Raw genomic sequence first — 21,492 nt, 5'->3', positions numbered from 1 at the left:
GGAGGGAGGGGGCGGCTCAGCCGAGTGGGCCGAGTGGGCCGAGTCAGTCGAGGACTCGCGCCAGCGCGAACCCGTCGTAGCCCTTTCCGCCCACCGTCTGGATCGCCGTGCCCGACAGGCGCGCGTGCGAGCCGATCAGTTCGATCGCGGCGCGCGTGCCCCGGACGTCCGGGGCCGTGTTCGCCGGGTCGGCGACCCGGCCGCCGCGGACCACGTTGTCGATGATGATCAGGCTGCCGGGGCGGGTGAGCTTGAGCGCCCACTCGACGTAGTGGGGGTTGTTGACCTTGTCGGCGTCGACGAAGACCAGGTCGAAGGGGTCCGGGTGCTCGTCGGCCAGCTCGGCCAGCGACTCCAGGGCCGCGCCCACCCGAACCTCGACGACCTTGTCGAGGCCCGCGCGGGCGATGTTGCGGGTGGCGACCTCGGCGTGCCGGGGGCTGTACTCCAGGGAGACCAGCCGGCCGTCGGCGGGCAGGGCGCGGGCCAGCCAGATGGTGCTGTAGCCGCCGAGGGTGCCGATCTCCAGGATGCGGGAGGCGCCCTGGAGCTGGGCGAGGAGATGGAGCAGCTTGCCCTGGTTGGCGGTCACCGCGGCCTGCGGGAGCCCGGCGGCCTCGCTGTCGCGTACGGCCGCCTCAAGCACCTCGTCCTCCGGGGCGAGGTGGCTGACGAAGTAGTCGTCGACGTCGTCCCACAGCTGCGACTCGCTCATGTGCCGGTGCCTTTCGTGAATCCGGTGAGAATTGTTACGAACCCGTTCGTGTGCAATCACGCACTGTACGGATACGCGGATATTTGCCGTGCCCGGGCAACCGGGCGCCGACTATCGTCATCCGGACAAAAGACAGGGCGGACGTCAGGTGAAGAGGGGGTTGCCTGCGTCCCTCCCGCAGGGGGTGCGAACCTCATAGGGTTCGCAGAGGAAACAGCCACGCGTGTGACGCGTGGGACGAGCGGGGCGGGAGGCCTACGAGGCGTGGCGAACGTGGAGCACAGCGGGCGACCGGCAGGAGCCGCAGGAGCATTCGGGGCCACGGCCGCCGGCGCGGCCAGGGCACGTCTGCGCGTGGCGCGCCTGGGCCTGTGGCTGGTCGCCGCGGTTCTCGCCGTACGGCAGGTGGCCGTGGTCCTCAGCACCCCACAGGGGGAGCGGCTGACCGACCTGGAGACCTGGGTCGGGCCGAACGGCGTGCTGCATGTGAAGGGCTCGCTGTACGACTCGACGCAGTTCACCGGCACACCCTTCGGCGGGCTCGTCCTCAAACCGCTGACCCGGGCGGCCGAACAGGCCCTCGGCTGGGGCTGGACCTTCGGCACGCTGCTGCTCGTCGTCGCGCTCGGCCTGGTCGTCTCCCGTGCCCTGCCGCAGCCCGTCACCCGCCGTGCGTCGCTGCTCGCCGCGCCCGTCGCGATCAGCCTGCTGATGCTGTCGCTGCCGGTGCGCAACACGCTCTGGCTCGGACAGACCAGCATCATCCCGGTCCTGCTCGTGCTGCTCGGCTGCTTCACGGTGCGCGGTGAGCGGGCCAGTGGCGTGTTGATCGGCCTCGCCGCCGCGCTCCAGCCGACCGTGCTGCTGTTCGCGCCGCTGCTGTGGTTCACCGGCCGCCGCCGCGCCGCGGTCACCTCCGCGCTGACGTTCGCCGCGAGCGTGGTGATCGCCTGGGCGGCGATGCCGCACGACTCGTACACCTACTGGGTGCACCACATGGCCGGTGCGGGCCTCGGCGGCGCGGCGGACGGGCTCGGCAACCAGTCCCTGCACGGCGCGCTGCTGCGCCTCGGTCTCACCGGGCCGCTGGAGATCGGCGTCTTCCTGACGCTGGGCGCGGCCGTCACCTGCCTCGGCCTGCGCCGGGCCGTGCGGTACGCGCGCGACGGACAGCTGCTCCTCGCGGTCGCGATCACGGGCTGCGCGGCCATCGCCGTGTCGCCGACGACCTGGCAGCACCAGCTCCTGTGGGTGCTGCTCGCGGTGGTCGGCCGGGTCGGCAAGCGCGCCTCGGACCGGTTCGTGTGGCCGGTGGTGGTGGTCCTGGTGGTCACGCTGCCGTCGAAGATGCTGCTGCCGAACGTGCCGGCCATGTACTTCCTGCGGGACAATGTGCCGCTGTTCATGGCCCTCGCCGCGGCCACCCTCGTACCGTTCCTGTCCTGCGCGTCGCCCTACTACCGTCGGCCGATCCCGACCGACTACGCGGCGCCGGTCCTGGCCCGCTGGTCCCGGGTGCCGCTGCTGCCGTTCTGGCACCGGGTGCTCACCCGCCCCAACCTGCTGCTGGAGCTCCTGCTGATCCGGGTCTTCTACGCGGCCTACTCCTCGGTGCGGGCGGCCGCGACCGGGGGCCGTGGCGTCGCGGAGGAGCACGGGCACCAGATCCACTCGATCGAGAAGGCCCTCCATATCGACATCGAGCAGTGGGCCAACCACTCGGTGGTCAAACTGCCGTGGCTGGAGCACTTCCTCGGCTTCTACTACGAGTCGTTCCACTTCGTCGTACCGCTGACGATCCTCGGTGTGCTCTACGTCCGGCGGCCGGTGGACTACCGCTGGGCCCGCAGCTCGCTCGGCATCGCCACCCTGCTCGGCCTGCTCGGCTTCTGGCTGTACCCGCTGGCCCCGCCCCGGCTGATGCCCGGGCTCGGCTTCATCGACACGGTGCACGGCGCCCAGAACCTCGCGAAGCCGGACTACGGCGCGATGACCGCGGTCACCAACCAGTACGCGGCGATGCCCTCCCTGCACTTCGGCTGGTCGCTGTGGTGCGGCATCGTCATCGTGGCCCTCGCCCCCAAGTGGTGGATGAAGGCGCTCGGCCTGCTGCATCCGCTGTTCACCGTGTCGGCGATCGTCGCGACGGCCAACCACTGGGTGCTGGACGCGCTGGGTGGTGCCGTGGTGGTGGGTGCCGGTTTCCTCCTCACCTACGTCCTGTCCGGGCCTCGGGCCGTCAGGTCGTGGGACGACGCGTGGCAGAGGGACGAGGCGAGCCACAGCGTGGGGCAGGCGGCGGGCGCGCGGAACTGAGCGTTTCTTCTTCACGTTCGATAATTCTCGAATGATCTGTCCGTGTGTGATCGTGCCTCATTAGATGGATCCCTGACGGGGCCGGAAACGGTGTCCGTCGAACTCACCGGCGTTGAAACGAGAGGGATCGTACGTGAAGCGCAAGATTGCTCTGTCGCTCGGACTCCTGGCTCTCTGCACCGCGAGCACGATCGGTGTCGCGTCCACCGCCTCCGCCGACGAATCCGGGGTGCAGGCCTCCTACTTCGTCCTCTACGAGAACGAGAACTACGGCGGCCACGACGCGAGCTTCTCCGGTACCGACCGCGAGCTCAACAACAAGTACTGGGCCGGCACCACCACCATCATGAACAACAAGGCGAGTTCCATGCGGAACAACACCTCGTCCTACGTGGGTATGTGGACCATCGGTGGCGACTGCACGGGTGAGAACTACACCGCGAAGCCGAACAGCGTGGACTCCAAGCTCGGCGACTTCAACGACAACGCGAGCTGTGTGATCTTCCTGTAGTTCTCCTGAGGTGGTGCCGACGTTCCGCGTCGGCACCACCTCTTTTTCTGGAAGATTCTTTCTGGAGGAGAAGGATTTCGATGCCGCGCGCGCGACTGATCACTGTGACCCTGCTGCTCTTCCTGACCGCTTGTACAGCGTATTCGGGGAGCTCCGGGACGGTGGCCCCACCGACGGCCCCACCGCCCACTTCCGAGGTTCGGAGCCTTGTCCTGCCGTTCGACCGTTACCGGCTCTCGGTCAATGACATCTATCTGATCGAAGGGGCCCAGGACATCCTGACCCGGGACTGCATGAAGCGGCGGGGACATGACTGGGAACTGGTCAACAATCATTCGACGTTCATCGACCTGAGAAACCGCCGTCGCTACGGCGTCATCGAGATGCCGGTGGCGGAGGAACTGGGTTATCACACCACGCCGCAGTTGCTGGGCTCGACCGAGGTGACGGCGCGGAAACAGCGGCGGGAAAGCCGCCTGAGCATGGCGGAGCAGAAGGACGCGTTCGACCCCGAGAACGGATGTTATGTACGGGCGGGGCGTCAGCTGGCGCAGGGGACCCAGGTGGACGAAGGCCCGATGAGCGATCTCAGTTACCGCATCCTGAACGAATCACGCAAGAGCCTTCCCGTGTCCCGGGCCCTGGCTTCGTGGGGCAGGTGCATGCACGGGTACGGGTTTTCCTACCGCGACCCGGCCGGTGCCGGAAGCGATCCCGCCTGGCACAGGTCGCAGAACCCGTCGCGGAAGGAGCTGGCCACCGCTGTGGCCGACGTCCGGTGCAAGCGGCGGGCGGACCTGGTCGCCGTGTGGCACCGCGAGGAGAAAGGGCGTCAGGAACAGGCTGTCCGGCTCAGGAGTGAGTACTTCGGTCGGCTGGCAGCCGCCAAGGCCCGTCATCTCGACGCCGCTCGGGCGGTCCTGTTTCGATAGTGATCAAATGTCCGAGATGCGTAAATCGACTCGTCCGGATGTCGCCCTATTCATCACGCTTTCCCTTCTCCTGGTTATGTGAAAGGGGAAGTAATGGGCTGGTGATGACCGGTGGGATGTGTGAGGGTCGGTGAGTCGGCGCATGACCACGCCGGCATCCTTCCGAGGGGAACGGTAGGGGGACGCGTGATTTCGGTTCAGTTCGATGCGCATGCTCTGACGGGCACCAGATTCGTGGTTTCTCCATTGGCGCAGATGGGATTCCTGCTGAATCGTGGGCGAGGGGCCGACGGCGGATATCATCCGGAAGCGGCGGCGGTCCAGAACACTCTCATACGTCGTGAGCTGCGCCTGCTTCTGGCGATACGCAGCGAAACGCGAACGTATATACCGGGATTCCTGTTGGCCAACGGGGAATTTCCAGGCACCCTCGATGCGGAACTGTATCGGGTGGCATCGGCCCCGAGTGAAGTCGTAGCGCGGCAGATGAACAGATTCCTGCACCAGGCGCGCACCGGCGGACGGATGGTCTCCGCCGAGTTACGACGAATACGGGCCGTTCTGGAGTCGGGGGAGCGAATCTTCGCGCAGCGGGTCGCGTGGGAACTCGGGGAATTCTGGGCCGGACACATGTCGGCCAGGTGGGACACCGCCCGAACTCTGGTGGAGGAGGACATCCGGCACAGGGCCGCGTCCATGGCTCAGCGCGGACTGAGTGCCACGCTGAACTCCCTGCACCCGGCGATCACCTACCGGTCCGGTGTGCTGCGCATCGAGGACGAGTACACCTTCGACGTACGCGAATCCCGGGGAATCGTGCTCCATCCCTCGCCGATGGCGCCGACCTGGCGGCTGAGCGTCGACCCGTGGGGCGAGGACGAGATCCAGCTCTCCTACCCGGTCGCGCGAGGACTCCCGAAGTGGCCCGAGGGGGAACCGCGGGCGGTGCCGGAACCCTGGGGCGAGGTGATCGGGCAGGCTCGGTTGCTTCTGCTGTCGGACCTGGGGAGCTCGCGTACCACCACGGAACTCGCCGAACGGCACCACCTGAGCGCGTCGACGGTCTCCTACCATCTGCTTCGGCTGCACCGCGTAGGCCTGTTGAACCGGACGCGCGAGGGCAACAAGGTGTACTACCAGCGCACCCCGGAAGCCGACCGTTTCGTCGCGCGCCGGGCGCGGAAGTCGCGGCAGCAGCGACCCGGGACTGCCGCCGACGTCGATACCGCGGCTCACGCCTGAGCCGTCCGGCAGCCGCCCGCCCGCTTCCCGCCCGCTAGCACTGGCTGCTCCAGGGCGGCCGATAGCGCGAACTCAGCCGGTACTCGCCTGCCGAAGGTGCCGTCAACCTGGTCCACCGGCCTGTTTGTTCCAGGCAGCCCCGGTCCGACCACAGCCACGGCGAGTAGTCGATGCGGACCGTGACGGAGCCGGGGCGCTCCACCTGGAGGACGAGCTCCGCACTGTCGGAACGGACCACGGTGGCCGGCGCCGAGACCAGGGGTACGGCGTCGCGCACCCGGTAGACGCGCCAGTGCGTGTCCCTCCAGACCGGTTCGAGCCAGTCGGGCTCACTGCGGACGAGAGCCGCCTCCTGCTCCGCGGGCCCGTCGGGCTTGCCGTCGGGCAGGACGATGTATCCCACCGCCGAGCCGTTCAGCCATGCGCGGTAGGCGCCGGGGGTGAACGAGCCGTCGTAGAAGAGCCGCCCTCGTTCGACGTCCAGCTGCCGGTTCCAGCCCCGCGCGGAGTTGACGTAAGGGGCCAGGCCGCTGGCCTCGCGGTGATTGCGGGCCGGTACCACCTCGACCCTGGTTCGATCGGCGCCGAGGCGGTCCAGGGCAGCGATGACCGCTTTGGTGTCGGACGCCCAGGCGGGCACCGTGGTCGACACGCGCAGGTCGTCGATCGTCTTCTGGGCCACCCAGTTGACCGACAGGCAGAGTGCGACCACCAGGGCCAATCGGCGGACCAGGTGCAGCCGGGGGCCCATCGCCGCAGTGAGGAGGGCCGCCGGCGCGAGCAGCTCCGCGAGCCGCTCGACGTTCGTCCCGATCGGCGACGCGATCAGGTAGGTGAGGACGACTCCGACGGCGTAGACCGCGGCGCCGATCCGGAGCGCGCGCCACTCGCGAGGAGCGAGCAGCACCGCGGCGGAGAGCAGCGCGGGCTGCCAGATCCGTCCGGCGGCCATGGGCTGCTCGCCCTGGAACGGGAACAGCGCGGTGGTCAGGGCGACCACCAGGAACGGGGGCACGAGCAGTGCGGCGGCCTCCCGGTATCGCCGGGTGAACAAGTAGCCCGCGCCCGCGACCGCCACGAAAAGTCCGGCCACGGGGCTGGCCATGGTGGCGAGGGCGCTGCCGGTCGCGGCGAGTACCGGTCGGCTCTTCGGACCGACGAGTGCCAGACACCCGGCCAGACCGATCGCCACGCCGAGGGCGAATGTGGTGCGCCCCGACGCCACGTTGCACCAGAGCGCCAGGGACACGAGAAGGGCGGGCCACAAAGGCCGTTTGATTCCGGTCCGTTCCAGCAGCCGCGCCGCCAACCAGGACGCCGCGACACCGGACACGATCGTGACGGTCCGCACACCGAGCCACGCCATCAAATGAGGTGACAGCAGGCTGTAATTCGCGGTGTGCATTCCGCCGTACCAGAAGAGGTTGTACGCCGAACCGGGGTGGCGCGCGACGAATCCCGCCCAGGCGTACTGCGCCGCAAGGTCCCCGCCACCGGTGGCCAGAAATACACCCCACACCGCGTACAGCGGAATGACGGGGAGTGTGGCCAGGATCGGAACGCGACCGCGTTCGTACAGAGACCGGAAACGCATTTCCCGGTTCTCGTTCCTGTCCCCGGATTGTACGGAGGAGAGTTGCGCAGAAGCCACAGCCACCGCTTTCTGCTCGACGTCGAAGGACAGACTTCCACACTCAAGACGTCTTGCGCGACAGAATGGTTGGCTCTTCGTTCCCGCTCGCAATGCGGCCCGTCCCGCACTCGAACCACACCGTCTTCCCACCCCCCGGCGCCGGCGACACCCCCCACTTGTCGGTCACCGCGTCCGGGATGACGAGCCCACGCCCGTTCTCCGACTCGGTGTCCAACTCCGCGTGCAGGTCCGGGAGTTGAGGGGAGCTGTCGGTCACCTCCACCCGTACTCCCACCGCCTGCCGCAGCAACCGCAGCCCGCAGCGCCGGTCCGGAACATGCCGCACGACGTTGGCGACCAGCTCCGTCACGGCGAGTTCCACGGCGTCGGACAGCTCCGACCTGCCCCACTCCAGCAGGAACGAGCGGACGATACGGCGGATGTGCCGGGCCGAGTGTTCACCCACGGTGAGGTGCATGACGTACTGCTGGCGGTGGGGAAAGGCCAGCATGGCGGGGGGAGTTGGTTCGTTCACGCTACGAGACTGACGTGCCGCCGCTACCCTCGGCAACGGCATGAATACAACCCGTTCGCGTGTGGACACAGGGGGCTTCGCGTGCACATCGCCACGCTTGATCCAGGGGCTTCGGCGCTGGACTACTACGGCTATGAACTCCGCCGCTACCGAGAGGCGGCCGGCCTCACCCAACGCCAACTCGGCGTCATCATCAACTACACCGGGTCACTGATCGGCCAGATCGAGACGGCCAAGAAGCTCCCCACGCTGGCGTTCAGCAGGGCGGTCGACGCTGCTCTCAACACCGGTGGGCTGCTGACCCGGTTGCTTGATCTCGTGCTGCGCAGCCAACTCCCCGCGTGGTTCCAGCAGGTGGCTGAACTGCAAGCGCGGGCCGTCGACATCTGCTCCTTCGAGGCTCAGATGATCCACGGTCTCCTCCAGACCGAGGAGTACGCCCGTGCCGTGCTCGGCACGCTGGACAAGAGCAACCTGGACGACCGGACCGCCGTACGCATGGCTCGTCAGCGCATCTTCGAGAAGAATGAGCCGCCGGTCTTCTGGGCGATCCTGAGCGAGGCCGCGCTGTATCTGGAGATCGGCGGTCGGCAGACCATGAGGAACCAACTGGCCCGCCTGTTGACCTACGAGGACGATCCTCGGATCAACATCCAGATCCTGCCGCACTCGACCGGAGCGCACGCGGGACTGACAGGCTCGTACGACCTCTACCGCTTCCCGAGCGATCCGCCCATCGTCTACACCGAGGGCTACGGAAGCGCGCATCCCACGGCTAACCCAGACACTGTCAGGGACTGTTCGCTCCGTTACGATCATCTGCAGGCCGCCGCCCTTTCCCTCAGAGACTCGGCGGAGCTGATCCGGCGCGTGATGGAGGAACGTTATGGGGAACAACGCGATGCCGACGGGGACTCAGTGGCGGAAGTCCAGCTACAGCGGTGATCAGGGCGGCAATTGCATCGAGTGCGCGCCGCTCGGTCCGCTCGCCTGGCGCAAGTCCTCGTACAGCAGCGACCAGGGCGGCAACTGCATAGAGATCGCCGAAACCGCCTGCCCCACCCCTACCCTCGCCATCCGCGACTCCAAGACCCCGGCGGGGCCGATCCTCACCCTCGCTCCCGCCGCCTTCACCACCTTCGTCAACTGGACCGCTACGACGGCTGGTTGAAGTAGTAGTCGTGGTCGAGGTCGGCGAGCAGGCCGATCCGGGTCGGGGTCCAGCCGAACCGCTCCCTCGTCAGTGTGCTCGTGCCCACCAGGTTGGTGGCGACGAAGTGGCCCAGCCAGCCGAAGTGGGCCTCGGCGTCCTCGACCGGCACGCTCGTCACCGGTAGGTCCAGCCGGTTGCCGATGACTTCGGCGATGTCCCGTCCGGGTACGCCCTCGTCGGCGACCGCGTGCAGGACCGTGCCCGCCGGAGCGTTCTCCAGGGCCAGCCGGTACAGCAGCGCCGCGTCATCGCGGTGGACGGCGGCCCAACGGGTGGTGCCGTCCCCGGCGTAGGCCGAGACGCCCTTGGTGCGGGCGATGTCGATCACACCGGGGACGAAGGCGTGATCGCCCTCACCGTGCACCTGCGGCAGTCGTACGACCGACGCGCGGACGCCTCGCGCTGCCGCCGCCAGGGCCGTCACCTCCGCCGGGAGGCGCGGCAGGTCGGGGCGGGCGGCGGGGTCGGGCACGTCGTCCTCGGTCCGGCCGTGGCTCATCACGGAGCTGACGACGAGCGGGCGGTCCGAGTCGGCGAGGGCCTCGGTCAGGGCCCTGACCGCGCTCAGGTCGATCGCGACGCACGCGGCGTAGTTCGAGAAGTCGTGGATGAAACCGGTGTGGATCACTCCGTCGGAGGCCGCCGCACCAGTGCGGAGTGAGTCGAGGTCCTCCAGGGAACCCCGATGCACCTCCGCCCCGGTCGCCGCGAGCCGGTCCGCCGACGCGTCGGAGCGGGCCAGGCCCAGGACTTGGTGACCGTTGGCGAGCAGTTCGCGGACCACGGCACCGCCCACGAAACCGGTCGCTCCGGTGACGAAAACACGCATGACGAAATCACCCAGATCAAGGTCGGGTCGGAAGAATCGGTGTGCTTCCAGCCTGCGCGCACCGCACCCGGCGCGTCCAAGACCGGTTCCGGAAGGCGTGATTCACTTCCGGTATCAGTGCAGCTCGTGCCGTCGTACAGTCGAGGTATGAGTGACCTGGACCTGCGCCTGGTGCGCTGCTTCACCGTCGTCGCCGAGGAACTGCACTTCGGGCGGGCGGCAGCCGCCCTCCATCTGGCACAACCGTCGCTGAGCCGTCATATCCGGCGGCTTGAGGGGGAGTTGGGGGTGCGGCTCTTCGACCGGACCACGCAGGGCACTCAACTCACCGAAGCGGGTGCGGCGTTCCTGCCCCGGGCCGAGGCGCTGCTGCGGTCGGCGGCGGAGGCGGCGGCCGTGGCACGGGCGGTCGGGCAGCCGAGCCGTGTCGTCATCGGGTACATGACCGGGTTCATGGTCACCCCGGCGGTACGTGCTCTGCGCGGGCGCTACCCGGACGCCGACGTGCACAGCCGTTTTCTCGGTTGGGGCGAGCTGCCGTCCGCCCTGCTGGAGCACCGGGTGGACGTGGTGGTGGGCCGACTCCCGTTCCCCACCGAGGGATTGAGCGTGACGGTCCTCTACGAGGAGTCCAGGGTGCTGCTGATGCCGGTCGGCCACCGGCTGGCCGGCAAGGAGTACGTCACCCTCGACGACATCGCCGACGAGCCCGTACCCCGTTTCCCCGACCCGGAGTTCAACGCGTTCTGGCGCGTCGACCCCCGCCCGGACGGCCGACCGGTGCCGGACGGGCCACTCGTCCAGGAGTTGGAGGACAAGCTCGAATTCGTCGCCGCGGGCGAGGCGGTGGCGCTCGCTCCGGCGGGCGCCGTCCGGAAGGGCCTGCGACCCGATCTGACCACGGTCCCGCTGGAGGGTGTGGCCCCCATCCCGGTCGTCCTGGCCGTCCGCGCAGGCGAGGAGAACCGCCGACTGCTCGCGGCCTTCCGCGCCTGCGCCGAGGAGCATCTGACCCCCGCCAACTGGTCGGCTACAGCCGCTGAATGATCGTCCCCGTCGCCAGCGCCCCGCCCGCGCACATAGTGATCAGCGCGAACTCCTTGTCGGCGCGCTCCAGTTCGTGGAGAGCCGTGGTGATCAGGCGGGCGCCCGTCGCCCCGACCGGATGGCCGAGGGCGATCGCACCGCCGTTCACGTTGACCTTCTCCAGGTCCTGGCCGAAGACCTGCGCCCAGCTCAACACCACTGATGCGAAGGCCTCGTTGATCTCGACGATGTCGATGTCCTTGAGCGTCATGCCCGCCTTGCCGAGCACGGCTCGCGTCGCGTCGATCGGGCCGTCGAGGTGGAAGTGGGGATCCGATCCGACCAGTGCCTGAGCTACGATCCGCGCCCGGGGCCGCAGCTTCAGCGCCCGCGCCATCCGCTTCGACGCCCACATGATCGCCGAGGCGCCGTCGCTGATCTGGGAGGAGTTGCCCGCCGTATGAACGGCTGTCGGCATGACCGGCTTCAGCCGTGCCAGCGCCTCCATCGTCGTGTCGCGCAGGCCCTCGTCCCGGTCGACGAGCCGCCACATGCCGAGGCCCGCGCGCTGCTCGTCCTCAGTCGTCGGCACCTGGACGGCGAACGTCTCCTTCTTGAAGCGTTCCTCGGACCAGGCGATGGCCGCCCGCTCCTGCGAGATGAGGCCGAGCGAGTCGACGTTCTCGCGGGTCAACCGCCGGTTGCGGGCGATGCGTTCGGCGGCCTCAAACTGGTTGGGCAGGTCCACGTTCCACTCGTCCGGGAACGGTTTCCCCGGTCCGTGCTTCGACCCCGACCCGAGCGGCACCCGTGACATCGCCTCGACGCCACAGCTGATCCCGACGTCGATGACACCCGCCGCGATCATGTTGGCGGTCATGTGCGAGGCCTGCTGCGAGGAGCCGCACTGACAGTCGACGGTCGTCGCCGCCGTCTCGTAGGGCAGGCCCATGGCCAGCCAGGCGTTGCGCGCGGGGTTCATCGACTGTTCGCCGGCGTGCGTCACCGTGCCGCCGACGACCTGCTCGACACAGTCGGCGTGAATGCCGGTGCGGCCGAGGAGTTCACGGTAGGTCTCGCCCAGGAGATAGGCGGGATGGAGGTTGGCGAGCGCTCCGCCGCGCTTGCCGATGGGGGTGCGTACGGCTTCCACGATGACGGGTTCCGCGACCATGGGACACGTCCTCTCCTCGTACACCGCGCGGCGCGGGCGTCCCGGCCACCTGCCGCGCAGAACTAGTACGCGTTCTAGTTCTGTGTGCAGTCTGCTGACAGTCCGTCCACAACCGCAAGGGTCGTGCAGGGAATTCGGGTCGCCGTGCCTCTTGCGACTTGTAGAACCCGTTATTACCTTCACGGGCATTCCCTTGTTCCTGATGAACCGTCAGAAAACGGCTGGAGTGCCCATGCCCTGTCCAGCTCTCCCCGACGGGTTCGACTTCACCGACCCGGACCTGCTCCACCACCGCGTCCCGCTACCGGAGTTCGCCGAACTGCGCGCGGCCGAGCCGGTGCGCTGGATACCGCAGCCCCTCAACATCGCGGGGTTCCAGGACGAGGGCTACTGGGCCGTGACCCGGCACGCCGACGTCCGGTACGTCTCCACGCATCCGGAGATCTTCTCCTCGACCCTCAACACGGCGATCATCCGCTTCGGCGAGCACATGACGCGCGAGTCGATCGACGTTCAGCGGCTGATCCTGCTGAACATGGACCCGCCCGAGCACACCCGCGTCCGCCAGATCGTGCAGCGGGGCTTCACCCCCCGGGCGATCCGCGCTCTGGAGGAGCGGCTGCGCAACCGCGCCCACGGGATCGTCGAGACCGCCCGCGCCCGCTCCGGCCCCTTCGACTTCGTCACCGAGGTCGCCTGCGAACTGCCCCTCCAGGCCATCGCCGAGCTGATCGGCGTCCCGCAGGACGACCGCGTCAAGATCTTCGAGTGGTCCAACAAGATGATCGCGTACGACGATCCCGAGTACGCCATCACGGAGGAGGTCGGCGCCGAGTCCGCCGCCGAACTCATCTCCTACGCCATGAACATGGCCGCCGAGCGCAAGCAGTGCCCGGCCCACGACATCGTCAGCACGCTGGTCGCCGCCGAGGACGAAGGCAACCTGAACTCCGACGAGTTCGGCTTCTTCGTGCTCATGCTGTCGGTGGCCGGCAACGAGACGACCCGCAACGCCATCACCCACGGCATGCACGCGTTCCTCACCCACCCCGACCAGTGGGAGCTGTACAAGCGGGAGCGCCCGTCGACCGCCGCCGAGGAGATAGTCCGCTGGGCCACCCCGGTCAACGCCTTCCAGCGTACGGCGACCCAGGACACCGAACTCGGCGGCAAGCAGATCAAGAAGGGCGACCGCGTCGGCATCTTCTACGCCTCCGCCAACCACGACCCCGAAGTCTTCGAGAACCCGGACCAGTTCGACGTCATGCGCGACCCGAACCCCCATCTGGGCTTCGGCGGCGGAGGCCCGCACTACTGCCTCGGCAAGTCCCTCGCGGTCCTCGAAATCGACCTGATCTTCAACGCGATCGCGGACGCGATGCCCAACCTGACCCTGACGGGCGACCCGCGCCGCCTGCGCTCCGCATGGATCAACGGCGTCAAAGAGCTTCAGGTGACCGCCGGTTGAGGTACCCCGGTTGAACGCACAGCTCGGGCCGGCGGCATCCCGGCGCCGCCGGCCCGTCTCGCCTGCTCATGTCCGCGAGGCTGCGGCCTACTTCCGTACGGCGAACTTCATGAGCTCCTTCTCGTCCCCCTGCTTGATCTTCCCGGTCTCGTTGATGACCTGGAGCTTCCAACTCCCACCGTCCCGGACCGCCTTGGCGACCGCGCAGCCGTTGTCGGAGCTGAGCAGGTTGGGCCAGATCTCGGCGACCTGCTGGGTGCTGCCGCCCGTCGCGTCGTACACCTTGAAGGCAATGTTCCGTGCCTTCTGGAAGGAACTGCCCTTCTTGTAGGCGGCGGCGACGAAGACGATCGACGTGATGTTGCCGGGTATCCGCGCGAGGTCGACGGTCACCGTCTCGTCGTCGCCCTCGCCCTTGCCGGTCTGGTTGTCCCCGCTGTGCACCAGCGAGCCGTTGCCCAGCGGGTCCACGGAGTCGAGCCCCGCGAGCCGTACCGGGTCCTGGCCCTGCATCGCGATGGCGATGAGATCGAGGTCCGTACCGGCCTTCTGGCGCAGCTTCCCGATGATGCCGCCGCTGCTGCCGACGGTCGGGTCCCAGGACGCCCCGATCTCCAGATGGGTCACTCCGTCCAGATCCGCCGGACCGTCTTCCTTCGTGAGCGTGATCATGCGTGATCGATCCTCTTGATCGTGGGACTTGGACGCACGAATTCTGCCTTCTTGACCGGCCTTTGGGCTACTCCCGGCCAGACGCGGTCAGTGCGAACACTCCGGCGGCCAGGGCCGCGAGCAGGAGTGGGTAGCGCAGATCGTGGTGCAGGATCAGCCACGCGCCGAGAAACGCGCCGACGGCCATCGCGACGGCCGCCGACAGCCGGCGGAAGGTGCCGGGGCCCCGGCCGTCGCCCGCGACCGAGTCGGCGACCAGGCCGGTCAGGGTCATCGTCAGAACCGTGGTGGTCGTGAAGTCGGTGACCCTGAGCTTGCGGACCACCGCGTTGCGCAGGCCCATCGCGAAGGCGGTGAGGGCGATCAAGGGATGTGTGGTGGCGCTGTCGCCCGGTGCCACGAAGGCGATCAGCGCGGCCACGCCCACGAGCAGCGCCTCCGCGCCGAGACTCACCCGGGCCCAGGTCCGGCGCGAGCCGGTGTCCAGCCGTACCGCGATCCGGCCCCCGACCGCCGCCCCCACCAGGAAGGCGCCCAGGGAGGTCAGGGTGCGCGACACCGAGAAGCCGGGTGCCCCGGCGGCGGCGAAGCCCAGGACGACGACATTGCCGGTCATGTTGGCAGTGAAGACATGACCGAGGCCCAGATAGCTCACCGCGTCGATCAGCCCGCTGACCACGGTCAGCCCCAGCAGCACGACCACCAGCCGGAGTCCGCGCGCCTCACGGTCGTAGGACTGGGGCTGTGTGTTCTGGTCCATGAACGCAATGTAGCGGCGGCCCCCGGAGTGCCGGGGACCGCCGCCGCGTGGTGCGTGTGTGGGGCCGGTGATCAGTACCAGCCGTTGGACTGCCAGAAGCTCCAGGCGGCCGTGGGGCTGCCGTAGCGGGAGTTCATGTAGTCCAGGCCCCACTTGATCTGCGTGGCGGCGTTGGTCTTCCAGTCGGAGCCGGCCGAGGCCATCTTCGAACCGGGCAGCGCCTGGACCAGGCCGTAGGCGCCGGAGGAGGAGTTCGTGGCGGTGACGTTCCAGCCGCTCTCGTGCTCGACGATCTTGCTGAACGCGTTGTACTGCGCCGCGCTCGGGATCATCTTGTGCGCGATCGCCTGAGCGGAGGAGGCGGAGGTCGTCGCGGCCTGGGCGGGAGCCGAGGTCAGCACCAGACCGGTGGTGGCGGCGGCCAGAGCGGCGGCGGTCAGGGCCTTCTTCGGGGAGGCGATGCGAGCGACGATGCGGGAGACGGACACGGAGAACCTGTTTCTTCGGGGACAGAGACGTCGTACGCCTGCCGGTGTCACGCGGTGCGCGGCGGTGGCAATGCGTCGGCGCCGAGGCCGTGAGGGCTCGTCGGCGCCGTGCGACTGCTCCAGAGAAGCACTCTCGATCCGTGTCCGCAAAGACCCCTTTTACTAGTTGTGGTCGCATGTGGGTGAATGGTGAACTGTGTGACCTGGCTCTCAAACCCCAGGTCAGAGGGTATGTAGACGCGTACATGCCATGCCCATATCCCTACTAATCCGCATCGTTGGTGACATGGGTCATGTGGGGTGCTTCACCGCCTCTGTGACGGCTGGTGCGCGACGCCTCACACAGGAGGTCCGTCGAACGTGACCGGCGTCTCGAACGCCGATCCCTCCGGCCTCACGGCGGAGGCGGGTATCGGACTCTTGTCGGGCTGCGCCGGTGGCTGGATGGCGGAGGCCAGGAGGGCGAGTTTGCCGGCCGCGTCGGATCCGGGGTCCGGGTGGTAGATGACGAGGGTCTGGCCCGGTGCGCCGTCGATGCTCAGCCGCTCCCGGTTCAGCCGGAGGGCGCCGACCTGGGGGTGGTCCAGACACTTGGGTGCGGCTTCGCAGGCCTGGACGTCGTGGCGGGCCCAGAGCCGGCTGAACAGGGGGCTGGCGAGGGAGAGTTCGCCGACCAGCTCGATGAACCGGGGGTCGTCGGTGTCGGTGCCGACGGACTCGCGGAAGGCGGCGACGATGCCTCCGCCGGATTTCTCCCAGTGCGGATGGAGCGCCTGCTCGGCGGGGTCGAGGAAGAGGGACCGCAGGCGGTTGGCGCCCGCCGTGAAGCGCGGTGACAGGGCGGTCGCGAGGTCGTTGGCGGCGAGCACGTCGAAGTAGCGGCCCTCGACCAGCGCGGGGAGCGCGAGCGTCGCGAGCAGCTTGGTGATGCTCGGCGGGACGGTCTCCTTCCGGCGTTGGGGCCGGGCGCGGTGCCGGCGGGGGCCCTCGGCACCGAGGCGCAGCAGATGGGCCGTCGCGGTGCCATCGAGCCGCAGCACGCGGGCGATGGCTTCGAGGACCTGTGCGGAGGGGTTGCGGTCGCGGCCCTGCTCCAGGCGCAGGTAGTAGTCGGCGCTGATACCGGCCAGCATCGCGACCTCCTCGCGGCGCAGGCCCGGTACCCGCCGTACTCCGTAGACCGGGATCCCGGCCTGTTCGGGGGTGACGAGTTCACGGCGGGCGCGCACGTACTCGCCCAGCAGGTTCGGTTCGTCGGCCATCTCGCCACTGTAGATCGGTGGGCCGGGCGCCTGCCTGGCCCTGTCGCCCCCAGGGTCGCGGGGGCCCTGGCTGGTGCGGAGCCGGGGCGGCAGCGTCGCCGGTGGCCCGCGGCAACCCGGGCCACCACGACAAGGAGCGACAAGCATGTCGACATATCTGCTGGTACACGGAGCCTGGCACAGCGGGCAGGCTTGGGACCGGGTGGTCCCGCTGCTGACGGCGGCCGGACACCGGGTGTTCGCGCCGTCCCTCACCGGGTACGGCGACAAGGCGCACCTGCTCGGCCCCGAGGTGGGTCTCGACACCCACATCGAGGACGTCGTCGGACTGATCACCGAGGAGGACCTCACCGACGTGGTCCTGGTGGGGCACAGCTACGCGGGGCTGGTCGTCTCGGGCGCGGCCAACCGGGTCCCGGACCGGATCGCGCAGCTCGTCCACCTCGACGCTATGGTCCCGGTGGACGGCGAGCGCGCGACCGACATCCTGCCCGTGACCCAGGTCCTGATCGATCTGGCCGCACGGTCCGACACCCCCTGGCGGATTCCGCCGCTGCCTGAACTCCCGCCGCCCGGCGGCCTGTTCGGGGTCACCGACCCGGAGGACCTGGCCTGGCTGCGCACGATGCTCTCGGACCAGCCGACGCTCTGCCTCCAGCAGCCCGTCCGGCTGGACAACCCCGCCGCCAACGCCATCCCCCGCACCCACATCCACTGCGTGGGCAGCGAACCGGAGGGCTTCGAGCGGCGGCCCGTCCCCGCGATCCAGCCCAACGGCACCCCGGCACAGGTGTGGGAACTGGAGTCCGGCCACGACTGCATGATCACCAAGCCCGCCGAACTCACCGAGCTCCTCGTCAAGGTGGGCTGAACCGGCCGGGCCTCAGACCCGCACCGGCGCCACCACCTCCGTCGGCTGGCACAGCACCAGTGCCAGATCGTCCGTGAGCGCTCCGCCGGTATGGGCGAGCAGCCGGTCGTACAGGGTGTGCAGGGCCGCGTCCGGTATCGGTTCGTCCAGCGCCGTCGCGCACTCGGTGAGCAGGGCGAACGGGGTGTCGTCGGGGGCGCGGGCCTCGGTCAGGCCGTTCGTGTAGAGGAGGAGGCGGTCGCCGGGCTGGAGGCGGACCCGGTACTGGTGCGGGTCCGGGTGGAGGCCCAACGGCAGGGCGGGGACGAGGGGTTCGAGGAGTTCCAGGCGCTGGCCGGAGCGCAGGGGCGCCGGATGACCGCAGTTGACCAGCCGCACCTCACCCGGCCCGAACTCGGCCAGCACCGCCGTGACGAAGTCCTCGGGGCCGAGGCCGGGGGAGAGGCGGGCGTCCAGCGCCTTGGCGAGGGACGTCAAGTCCGGTGCCGTAGAGACGAGTTCACGGAATCCGGTGACCGTGTCGGCCGCCGTCCGCAGCGCGTCCAGGCCGTGCCCGCGCGCGTCGCCGACCAGCACCCGCAGCCCGTACGGCGTCACCGCGAGGTCGTACAGGTCGCCGCCGACCGACGACTCGCGGTGCGCGCAGTGGTAGCGGGTGGAGACATGGGTGCCGGACAGGGTGCGGGATACGGGCCGCAGGATCGCCTCCTGGGTGATCCGGGCCACCTCCCGTACCTGCGTGAGCCGCTCGCGGAGCCGGCCGCGCTGCCACGCCGCGTACACACTGCACGCGCAGCCCAGCAGCAGCCCGCCCCAGCGGACGGCGAACCCGGCGCTCAGCTGCGTCCCCGCGCCGAGCCCCGCCGCCAGCGCGATCAGGACCGTCCAGCAGCAGACCAGGAACGTACGGCGGGCACTCAGGAACGTCGAGGCCATCAGCGGCCCGATCGCCAGCAGCGGCAGGATCGGCTGCACCCTGCCGATCAGCAGACCCGGCGTGGCCGCCAGCAGACACCCGACCGGTGCGGCGAGCAAGCGGCGTCCCCCATTCATCGCGTTCACGCCACGACGATCGCGGAATTTCCGTCTCCCCACCCGCACCAACGGGGAGTTGACCAGCTCTCGACCTCAACCCGTCGAAACGGGCCGGAGAGTGATCGGAAAGGACTGTTGTTCTGCGGGCGTTGTGTCTTTTCCGGGCAGCCGTTGGCCTGGTTCCGGGACCCACGCATGGAATCGATGACGTACGGACACACTGGACCTCGTGCCGGACACCACTCACGGGAACCCCAGGAACCCCGAGGACCCCGGGAGCCCTGGGAATCTGCCGCCCGAGACGCACAGTTTCGTGGGGCGGCGCGCCGAACTCGCCCGGCTCCACACCGCGTTGGACCCCGGGACCGGCCCGCCCCGGCTGGTGAGCGTCGTCGGGGTCGGCGGGGTCGGCAAGACCCGGCTCGCACTGCGCGCGGCGGCGGAGGTCCGGGACGCCTACCCCGACGGTGTCTGGCTGGCCGAACTCTCGCCCCTGCACACCGCGGGACTCGTGGACCTGACCGTCATGGAGACCCTCCGGCTCGCCGACCAGTCGACGCGCCCCGTGATCGACGTCATCACCGAATGGGCCACCGGCAGACGGCTGTTGCTGATCCTCGACTCCTGCGAACACGTCCTCGCCGACTGCGCCGGGCTCGCCTCCGCCCTGCTGCCCCGCCTGCCCGGCCTGCGCATCCTCGTCACCGGCCGGGAACGGCTCGCGCTGCCCGGCGAGGACGTCCTGCACCTCGAACCGCTGCCCGTGGACGGGCGGACCGGCGACCTCGCCGAAGTCGGCGACGCCGTCGCCCTGTTCGCCGAGCGTGCCGCCGCCGCGGGACGCCCGCTGAGCGACGACGACGTGGCCGGCCGCGCCACCGCCGTCTGCCGTCGCCTCGACGGCATCCCCCTCGCCCTCGAACTCGCCGCCGCCCGCCTCGCCGACCTCACCCTCGACCAGCTCCACACCCGGCTCGGCGAACGCCTGCCCTCGTCCCTCGACCTGCTCACCTCCGACACCGGCGAAGGCCCGCCACGTCACCGGACCATGCGCACCGCCATCGGCTGGAGCCACGAACTGTGCGCCCCGCTCGAACGCCTGCTGTGGGCCAGACTCGCGGTCTTCACCGGCGGCTTCTGCGTGGAGACCGCCCAACAGGTCTGTGCGGGCGGCCCGTTGGCCCCGGAGCGGATCGCCGGGCTGCTCGACCGGCTCGTCGCCCAGTCCATCGTCCTGCCCGACCGCACCGATCCGTCCCGCTTCCGGATGCTCGACACCGTCCGCGAGTACGGCACCGACTGGCTGTACGCCCTCGGCGAGGAACGCGCCGTACGCCGACGCCACCGCGACCATTACGCGCTCCTCGCCCGCCAGGGCTGCGCCGAGTGGAACACCGGACGGCAGGCCGCCTGGTGCGAGCGCGTCCTGACCGAACACGCCAATCTGCGCGCGGCCGTCGACTACGCGCTTTCCGAGCCGGACGACGCGGCTGCGGCCGTGGAGATGGCGGGCCACGTCGGCTTCCTGTGGCGGCACTGCGGCTACCTCCGCGAGGCCCAGCACTGCCTCGACCAGGCCCTCGCCGCCGACCCGCCGCCCGGACCCGGCCGCACCCTCGCCCTGTGGTCGCGCGGCGCGGTCGCCATCCTCCAGGGCGACCAGGAGGCCGCGGCCAACTGGGCGGTGCGCTGCGCCGACGCGGCCCGCGAACAGGGCGACCCGGTGGCCGTCGCCGCCGCCGTCTACCTCAGGGGCGGCCACCTGGCCCTCACCGGCCGCCAGGCCGAGGCGATCGACGTCCTCGCCGCCGCACCCCAACTCCCCATCCGCGACGACGGGTTCGGGGCCGCGCAATTGCAGGTCCGCCTCGCGCTGTCCCTCGCGCACGTGCTGCGCGGCGAGTACGAACGCGGCCGTGAGGTCGCCGACGAGGTGCGCACGGCCGGCCGCAAACAGGGCGAGTACTGGTGCGGGGCCTACGCCGACTACCTCATCGCCCAGGCGGACCTGGCGCGCGGCGACCTACCGGCCGCGGTGACCGGCGCCCGCACCTCGATCGCCGGCCACGCCCTGCTGCACAACACCGCCGGCGCCGCCATGTCCCTCGACCTCCTGGCCGCCGCCGTCGTCAGCACCGGCGACGCCCACCGCGCCGCCCGCCTCCTCGGCATAGGCACCCGCCTCTGGGAACTCACCGGCCGCGCCCAGATGGACTCCCCCGACCTCATCGCCACCCGCCGCACCTGCGAACTCCGCGTCCGCGAACACCTCGGCCACGCCACCTACACGACGGCGTACGGCGCGGGCCTGGCGATGTCGTACGACGAGGGAATCACCTACGCGACGCGCCGTCAGTGACGCCGGGTGGGGCCGCCGAACGGCAGGAACAGCGTCCGGGTGGAGATCAGCCAACTCCCGTCCACCTTGCGGAAGGTGTCCTCGTAGTGGCCGACCTGGACGGGGGGTCCCGCGGTGACCTGTCCGCCGTGATAGCCGTCGACCCGGTACGTCGAGAAGTACGCCGTCGAGATCGCCGCGTCGGGGGAGGTGAGGGTGACGAGGACGTTCGACATCAGACGACGCGAGAGCCGGTCGGCGGGGCGTGATCCGAAGTACTTCCGCAGCGCCTCCCGCCCCTCGACCAGCCGGTCGCCGTCCGGCCACTCCCACGATCCGTCGGCCGTGAACAGCTGGGCGACGGAGGACGGTTCACCGAGATCGAGGCGGCGGACGAAGTCCAGGATGACGCGCTCGCAGGCGCGCTCGGCGAGGAGTTGCTCCAGAGGGTCCATGGGGGAGTTGGTACCAG

21 protein-coding genes are annotated in these 21,492 nt (G+C 69.5%); 10 read left to right on the top strand and 11 right to left on the bottom strand.

Annotated elements, in window-relative coordinates; all coding sequences use genetic code 11:
• Window positions 1-43: 43 nt before the first annotated feature.
• Complete coding sequence (locus tag AB0I69_RS28565; RefSeq protein WP_363098568.1) at window positions 44-715, bottom strand: O-methyltransferase; 672 nt, start codon at window positions 713-715, stop codon at window positions 44-46.
• Between the two features lie 264 nt (window positions 716-979).
• On the opposite strand from AB0I69_RS28565, the gene AB0I69_RS28560 reads away from it, so the two are divergent.
• The 4 genes from AB0I69_RS28560 to AB0I69_RS28545 all read left to right on the top strand — a co-directional run bounded on the left by AB0I69_RS28560 (window position 980) and on the right by AB0I69_RS28545 (window position 5,716).
• Window positions 980-3,031: a bifunctional glycosyltransferase 87/phosphatase PAP2 family protein gene (locus AB0I69_RS28560; RefSeq protein WP_363098567.1), complete on the top strand. Its 2,052-nt coding sequence runs from the start codon at window positions 980-982 to the stop codon at window positions 3,029-3,031.
• A 133-nt stretch (window positions 3,032-3,164) separates the two neighbouring features.
• A complete protein-coding gene (locus tag AB0I69_RS28555) occupies window positions 3,165-3,542 on the top strand; it encodes a peptidase inhibitor family I36 protein (RefSeq protein WP_363098566.1) in 378 nt (125 codons plus the stop codon).
• Window positions 3,543-3,622: 80 nt separating this feature from the next.
• Window positions 3,623-4,474, top strand: a complete 852-nt coding sequence (locus AB0I69_RS28550; RefSeq protein WP_363098565.1) for a hypothetical protein — start codon at window positions 3,623-3,625, stop codon at window positions 4,472-4,474.
• Between the two features lie 486 nt (window positions 4,475-4,960).
• Window positions 4,961-5,716: a helix-turn-helix domain-containing protein gene (locus AB0I69_RS28545; RefSeq protein ID WP_363098564.1), complete on the top strand. Its 756-nt coding sequence runs from the start codon at window positions 4,961-4,963 to the stop codon at window positions 5,714-5,716.
• A gap of 34 nt (window positions 5,717-5,750) precedes the next feature.
• On the opposite strand, the gene AB0I69_RS28540 is transcribed toward AB0I69_RS28545, so the two are convergent.
• Both AB0I69_RS28540 and AB0I69_RS28535 read right to left on the bottom strand, forming a co-directional pair.
• A complete protein-coding gene (locus tag AB0I69_RS28540; protein ID WP_363098563.1) occupies window positions 5,751-7,310 on the bottom strand; it encodes a hypothetical protein in 1,560 nt (519 codons plus the stop codon).
• Between the two features lie 100 nt (window positions 7,311-7,410).
• Window positions 7,411-7,860 (bottom strand): ATP-binding protein, encoded by a 450-nt coding sequence (locus AB0I69_RS28535; protein ID WP_363098631.1) that lies wholly within the window; start codon window positions 7,858-7,860, stop codon window positions 7,411-7,413.
• A gap of 105 nt (window positions 7,861-7,965) precedes the next feature.
• Between AB0I69_RS28535 and AB0I69_RS28530 the strand changes: the two genes are divergently transcribed.
• Both AB0I69_RS28530 and AB0I69_RS28525 read left to right on the top strand, forming a co-directional pair.
• Window positions 7,966-8,829, top strand: a complete 864-nt coding sequence (locus tag AB0I69_RS28530; protein WP_363098562.1) for a helix-turn-helix transcriptional regulator — start codon at window positions 7,966-7,968, stop codon at window positions 8,827-8,829.
• Window positions 8,786-9,055, top strand: a complete 270-nt coding sequence (locus AB0I69_RS28525; RefSeq protein ID WP_363098561.1) for a DUF397 domain-containing protein — start codon at window positions 8,786-8,788, stop codon at window positions 9,053-9,055. Before AB0I69_RS28530 ends, AB0I69_RS28525 begins: the two co-directional genes overlap by 44 nt.
• Here AB0I69_RS28525 and AB0I69_RS28520 read toward each other — a convergent pair.
• Entirely contained in the window at window positions 9,039-9,926 is an 888-nt protein-coding gene (locus AB0I69_RS28520; protein WP_363098560.1) for an SDR family oxidoreductase, read from the bottom strand. The two genes, AB0I69_RS28525 and AB0I69_RS28520, sit on opposite strands and share 17 nt — an antisense overlap.
• A gap of 147 nt (window positions 9,927-10,073) precedes the next feature.
• Here AB0I69_RS28520 and AB0I69_RS28515 point away from each other — a divergent pair, with 147 nt between their 5' ends.
• The gene (locus AB0I69_RS28515; RefSeq protein WP_363098559.1) at window positions 10,074-10,973 is read left to right on the top strand and encodes a LysR family transcriptional regulator; all 900 of its coding nucleotides are present in this window, start codon (window positions 10,074-10,076) and stop codon (window positions 10,971-10,973) included.
• Here the strand turns inward: AB0I69_RS28515 and AB0I69_RS28510 are convergent.
• Window positions 10,957-12,126 (bottom strand): steroid 3-ketoacyl-CoA thiolase, encoded by a 1,170-nt coding sequence (locus AB0I69_RS28510; protein ID WP_363098558.1) that lies wholly within the window; start codon window positions 12,124-12,126, stop codon window positions 10,957-10,959. The genes AB0I69_RS28515 and AB0I69_RS28510 overlap by 17 nt on opposite strands.
• A gap of 232 nt (window positions 12,127-12,358) precedes the next feature.
• On the opposite strand from AB0I69_RS28510, the gene AB0I69_RS28505 reads away from it, so the two are divergent.
• Window positions 12,359-13,594 (top strand): cytochrome P450, encoded by a 1,236-nt coding sequence (locus AB0I69_RS28505; protein WP_363098557.1) that lies wholly within the window; start codon window positions 12,359-12,361, stop codon window positions 13,592-13,594.
• An 87-nt stretch (window positions 13,595-13,681) separates the two neighbouring features.
• Here the strand turns inward: AB0I69_RS28505 and AB0I69_RS28500 are convergent, their stop codons facing one another.
• The 4 genes from AB0I69_RS28500 to AB0I69_RS28485 form a co-directional block, all read right to left on the bottom strand.
• On the bottom strand, window positions 13,682-14,266 hold the full coding sequence (locus AB0I69_RS28500) for a TerD family protein (RefSeq protein WP_363098556.1): 585 nt from the start codon (window positions 14,264-14,266) through the stop codon (window positions 13,682-13,684).
• 67 nt (window positions 14,267-14,333) lie between these two features.
• The gene (locus AB0I69_RS28495; protein WP_363098555.1) at window positions 14,334-15,026 is read right to left on the bottom strand and encodes a YoaK family protein; all 693 of its coding nucleotides are present in this window, start codon (window positions 15,024-15,026) and stop codon (window positions 14,334-14,336) included.
• A 71-nt stretch (window positions 15,027-15,097) separates the two neighbouring features.
• Window positions 15,098-15,514, bottom strand: coding sequence for a transglycosylase SLT domain-containing protein (locus AB0I69_RS28490; RefSeq protein ID WP_363098554.1), 417 nt, complete (start codon window positions 15,512-15,514; stop codon window positions 15,098-15,100).
• 338 nt (window positions 15,515-15,852) lie between these two features.
• Window positions 15,853-16,776, bottom strand: a complete 924-nt coding sequence (locus AB0I69_RS28485) for a helix-turn-helix transcriptional regulator (RefSeq protein ID WP_363098553.1) — start codon at window positions 16,774-16,776, stop codon at window positions 15,853-15,855.
• Between the two features lie 145 nt (window positions 16,777-16,921).
• Between AB0I69_RS28485 and AB0I69_RS28480 the strand changes: the two genes are divergently transcribed.
• Window positions 16,922-17,647, top strand: coding sequence for an alpha/beta hydrolase family protein (locus tag AB0I69_RS28480; protein WP_363098552.1), 726 nt, complete (start codon window positions 16,922-16,924; stop codon window positions 17,645-17,647).
• A 12-nt stretch (window positions 17,648-17,659) separates the two neighbouring features.
• On the opposite strand, the gene AB0I69_RS28475 is transcribed toward AB0I69_RS28480, so the two are convergent.
• A complete protein-coding gene (locus AB0I69_RS28475) occupies window positions 17,660-18,700 on the bottom strand; it encodes a PP2C family protein-serine/threonine phosphatase (protein WP_363098630.1) in 1,041 nt (346 codons plus the stop codon).
• 211 nt (window positions 18,701-18,911) lie between these two features.
• Between AB0I69_RS28475 and AB0I69_RS28470 the strand changes: the two genes are divergently transcribed.
• The gene (locus AB0I69_RS28470; protein WP_363098551.1) at window positions 18,912-21,041 is read left to right on the top strand and encodes a hypothetical protein; all 2,130 of its coding nucleotides are present in this window, start codon (window positions 18,912-18,914) and stop codon (window positions 21,039-21,041) included.
• Here AB0I69_RS28470 and AB0I69_RS28465 read toward each other — a convergent pair.
• On the bottom strand, window positions 21,035-21,475 hold the full coding sequence (locus AB0I69_RS28465; RefSeq protein WP_363098550.1) for a nuclear transport factor 2 family protein: 441 nt from the start codon (window positions 21,473-21,475) through the stop codon (window positions 21,035-21,037). The two genes, AB0I69_RS28470 and AB0I69_RS28465, sit on opposite strands and share 7 nt — an antisense overlap.
• Window positions 21,476-21,492: the final 17 nt, after the last annotated feature.

Source organism: Streptomyces sp. NPDC050508 (assembly GCF_040655155.1).
Lineage (GTDB): Bacteria > Actinomycetota > Actinomycetes > Streptomycetales > Streptomycetaceae > Streptomyces.
Note: the sequence above shows the minus strand (reverse complement) of the source record. Positions and strands in the feature narration are given on the sequence as shown.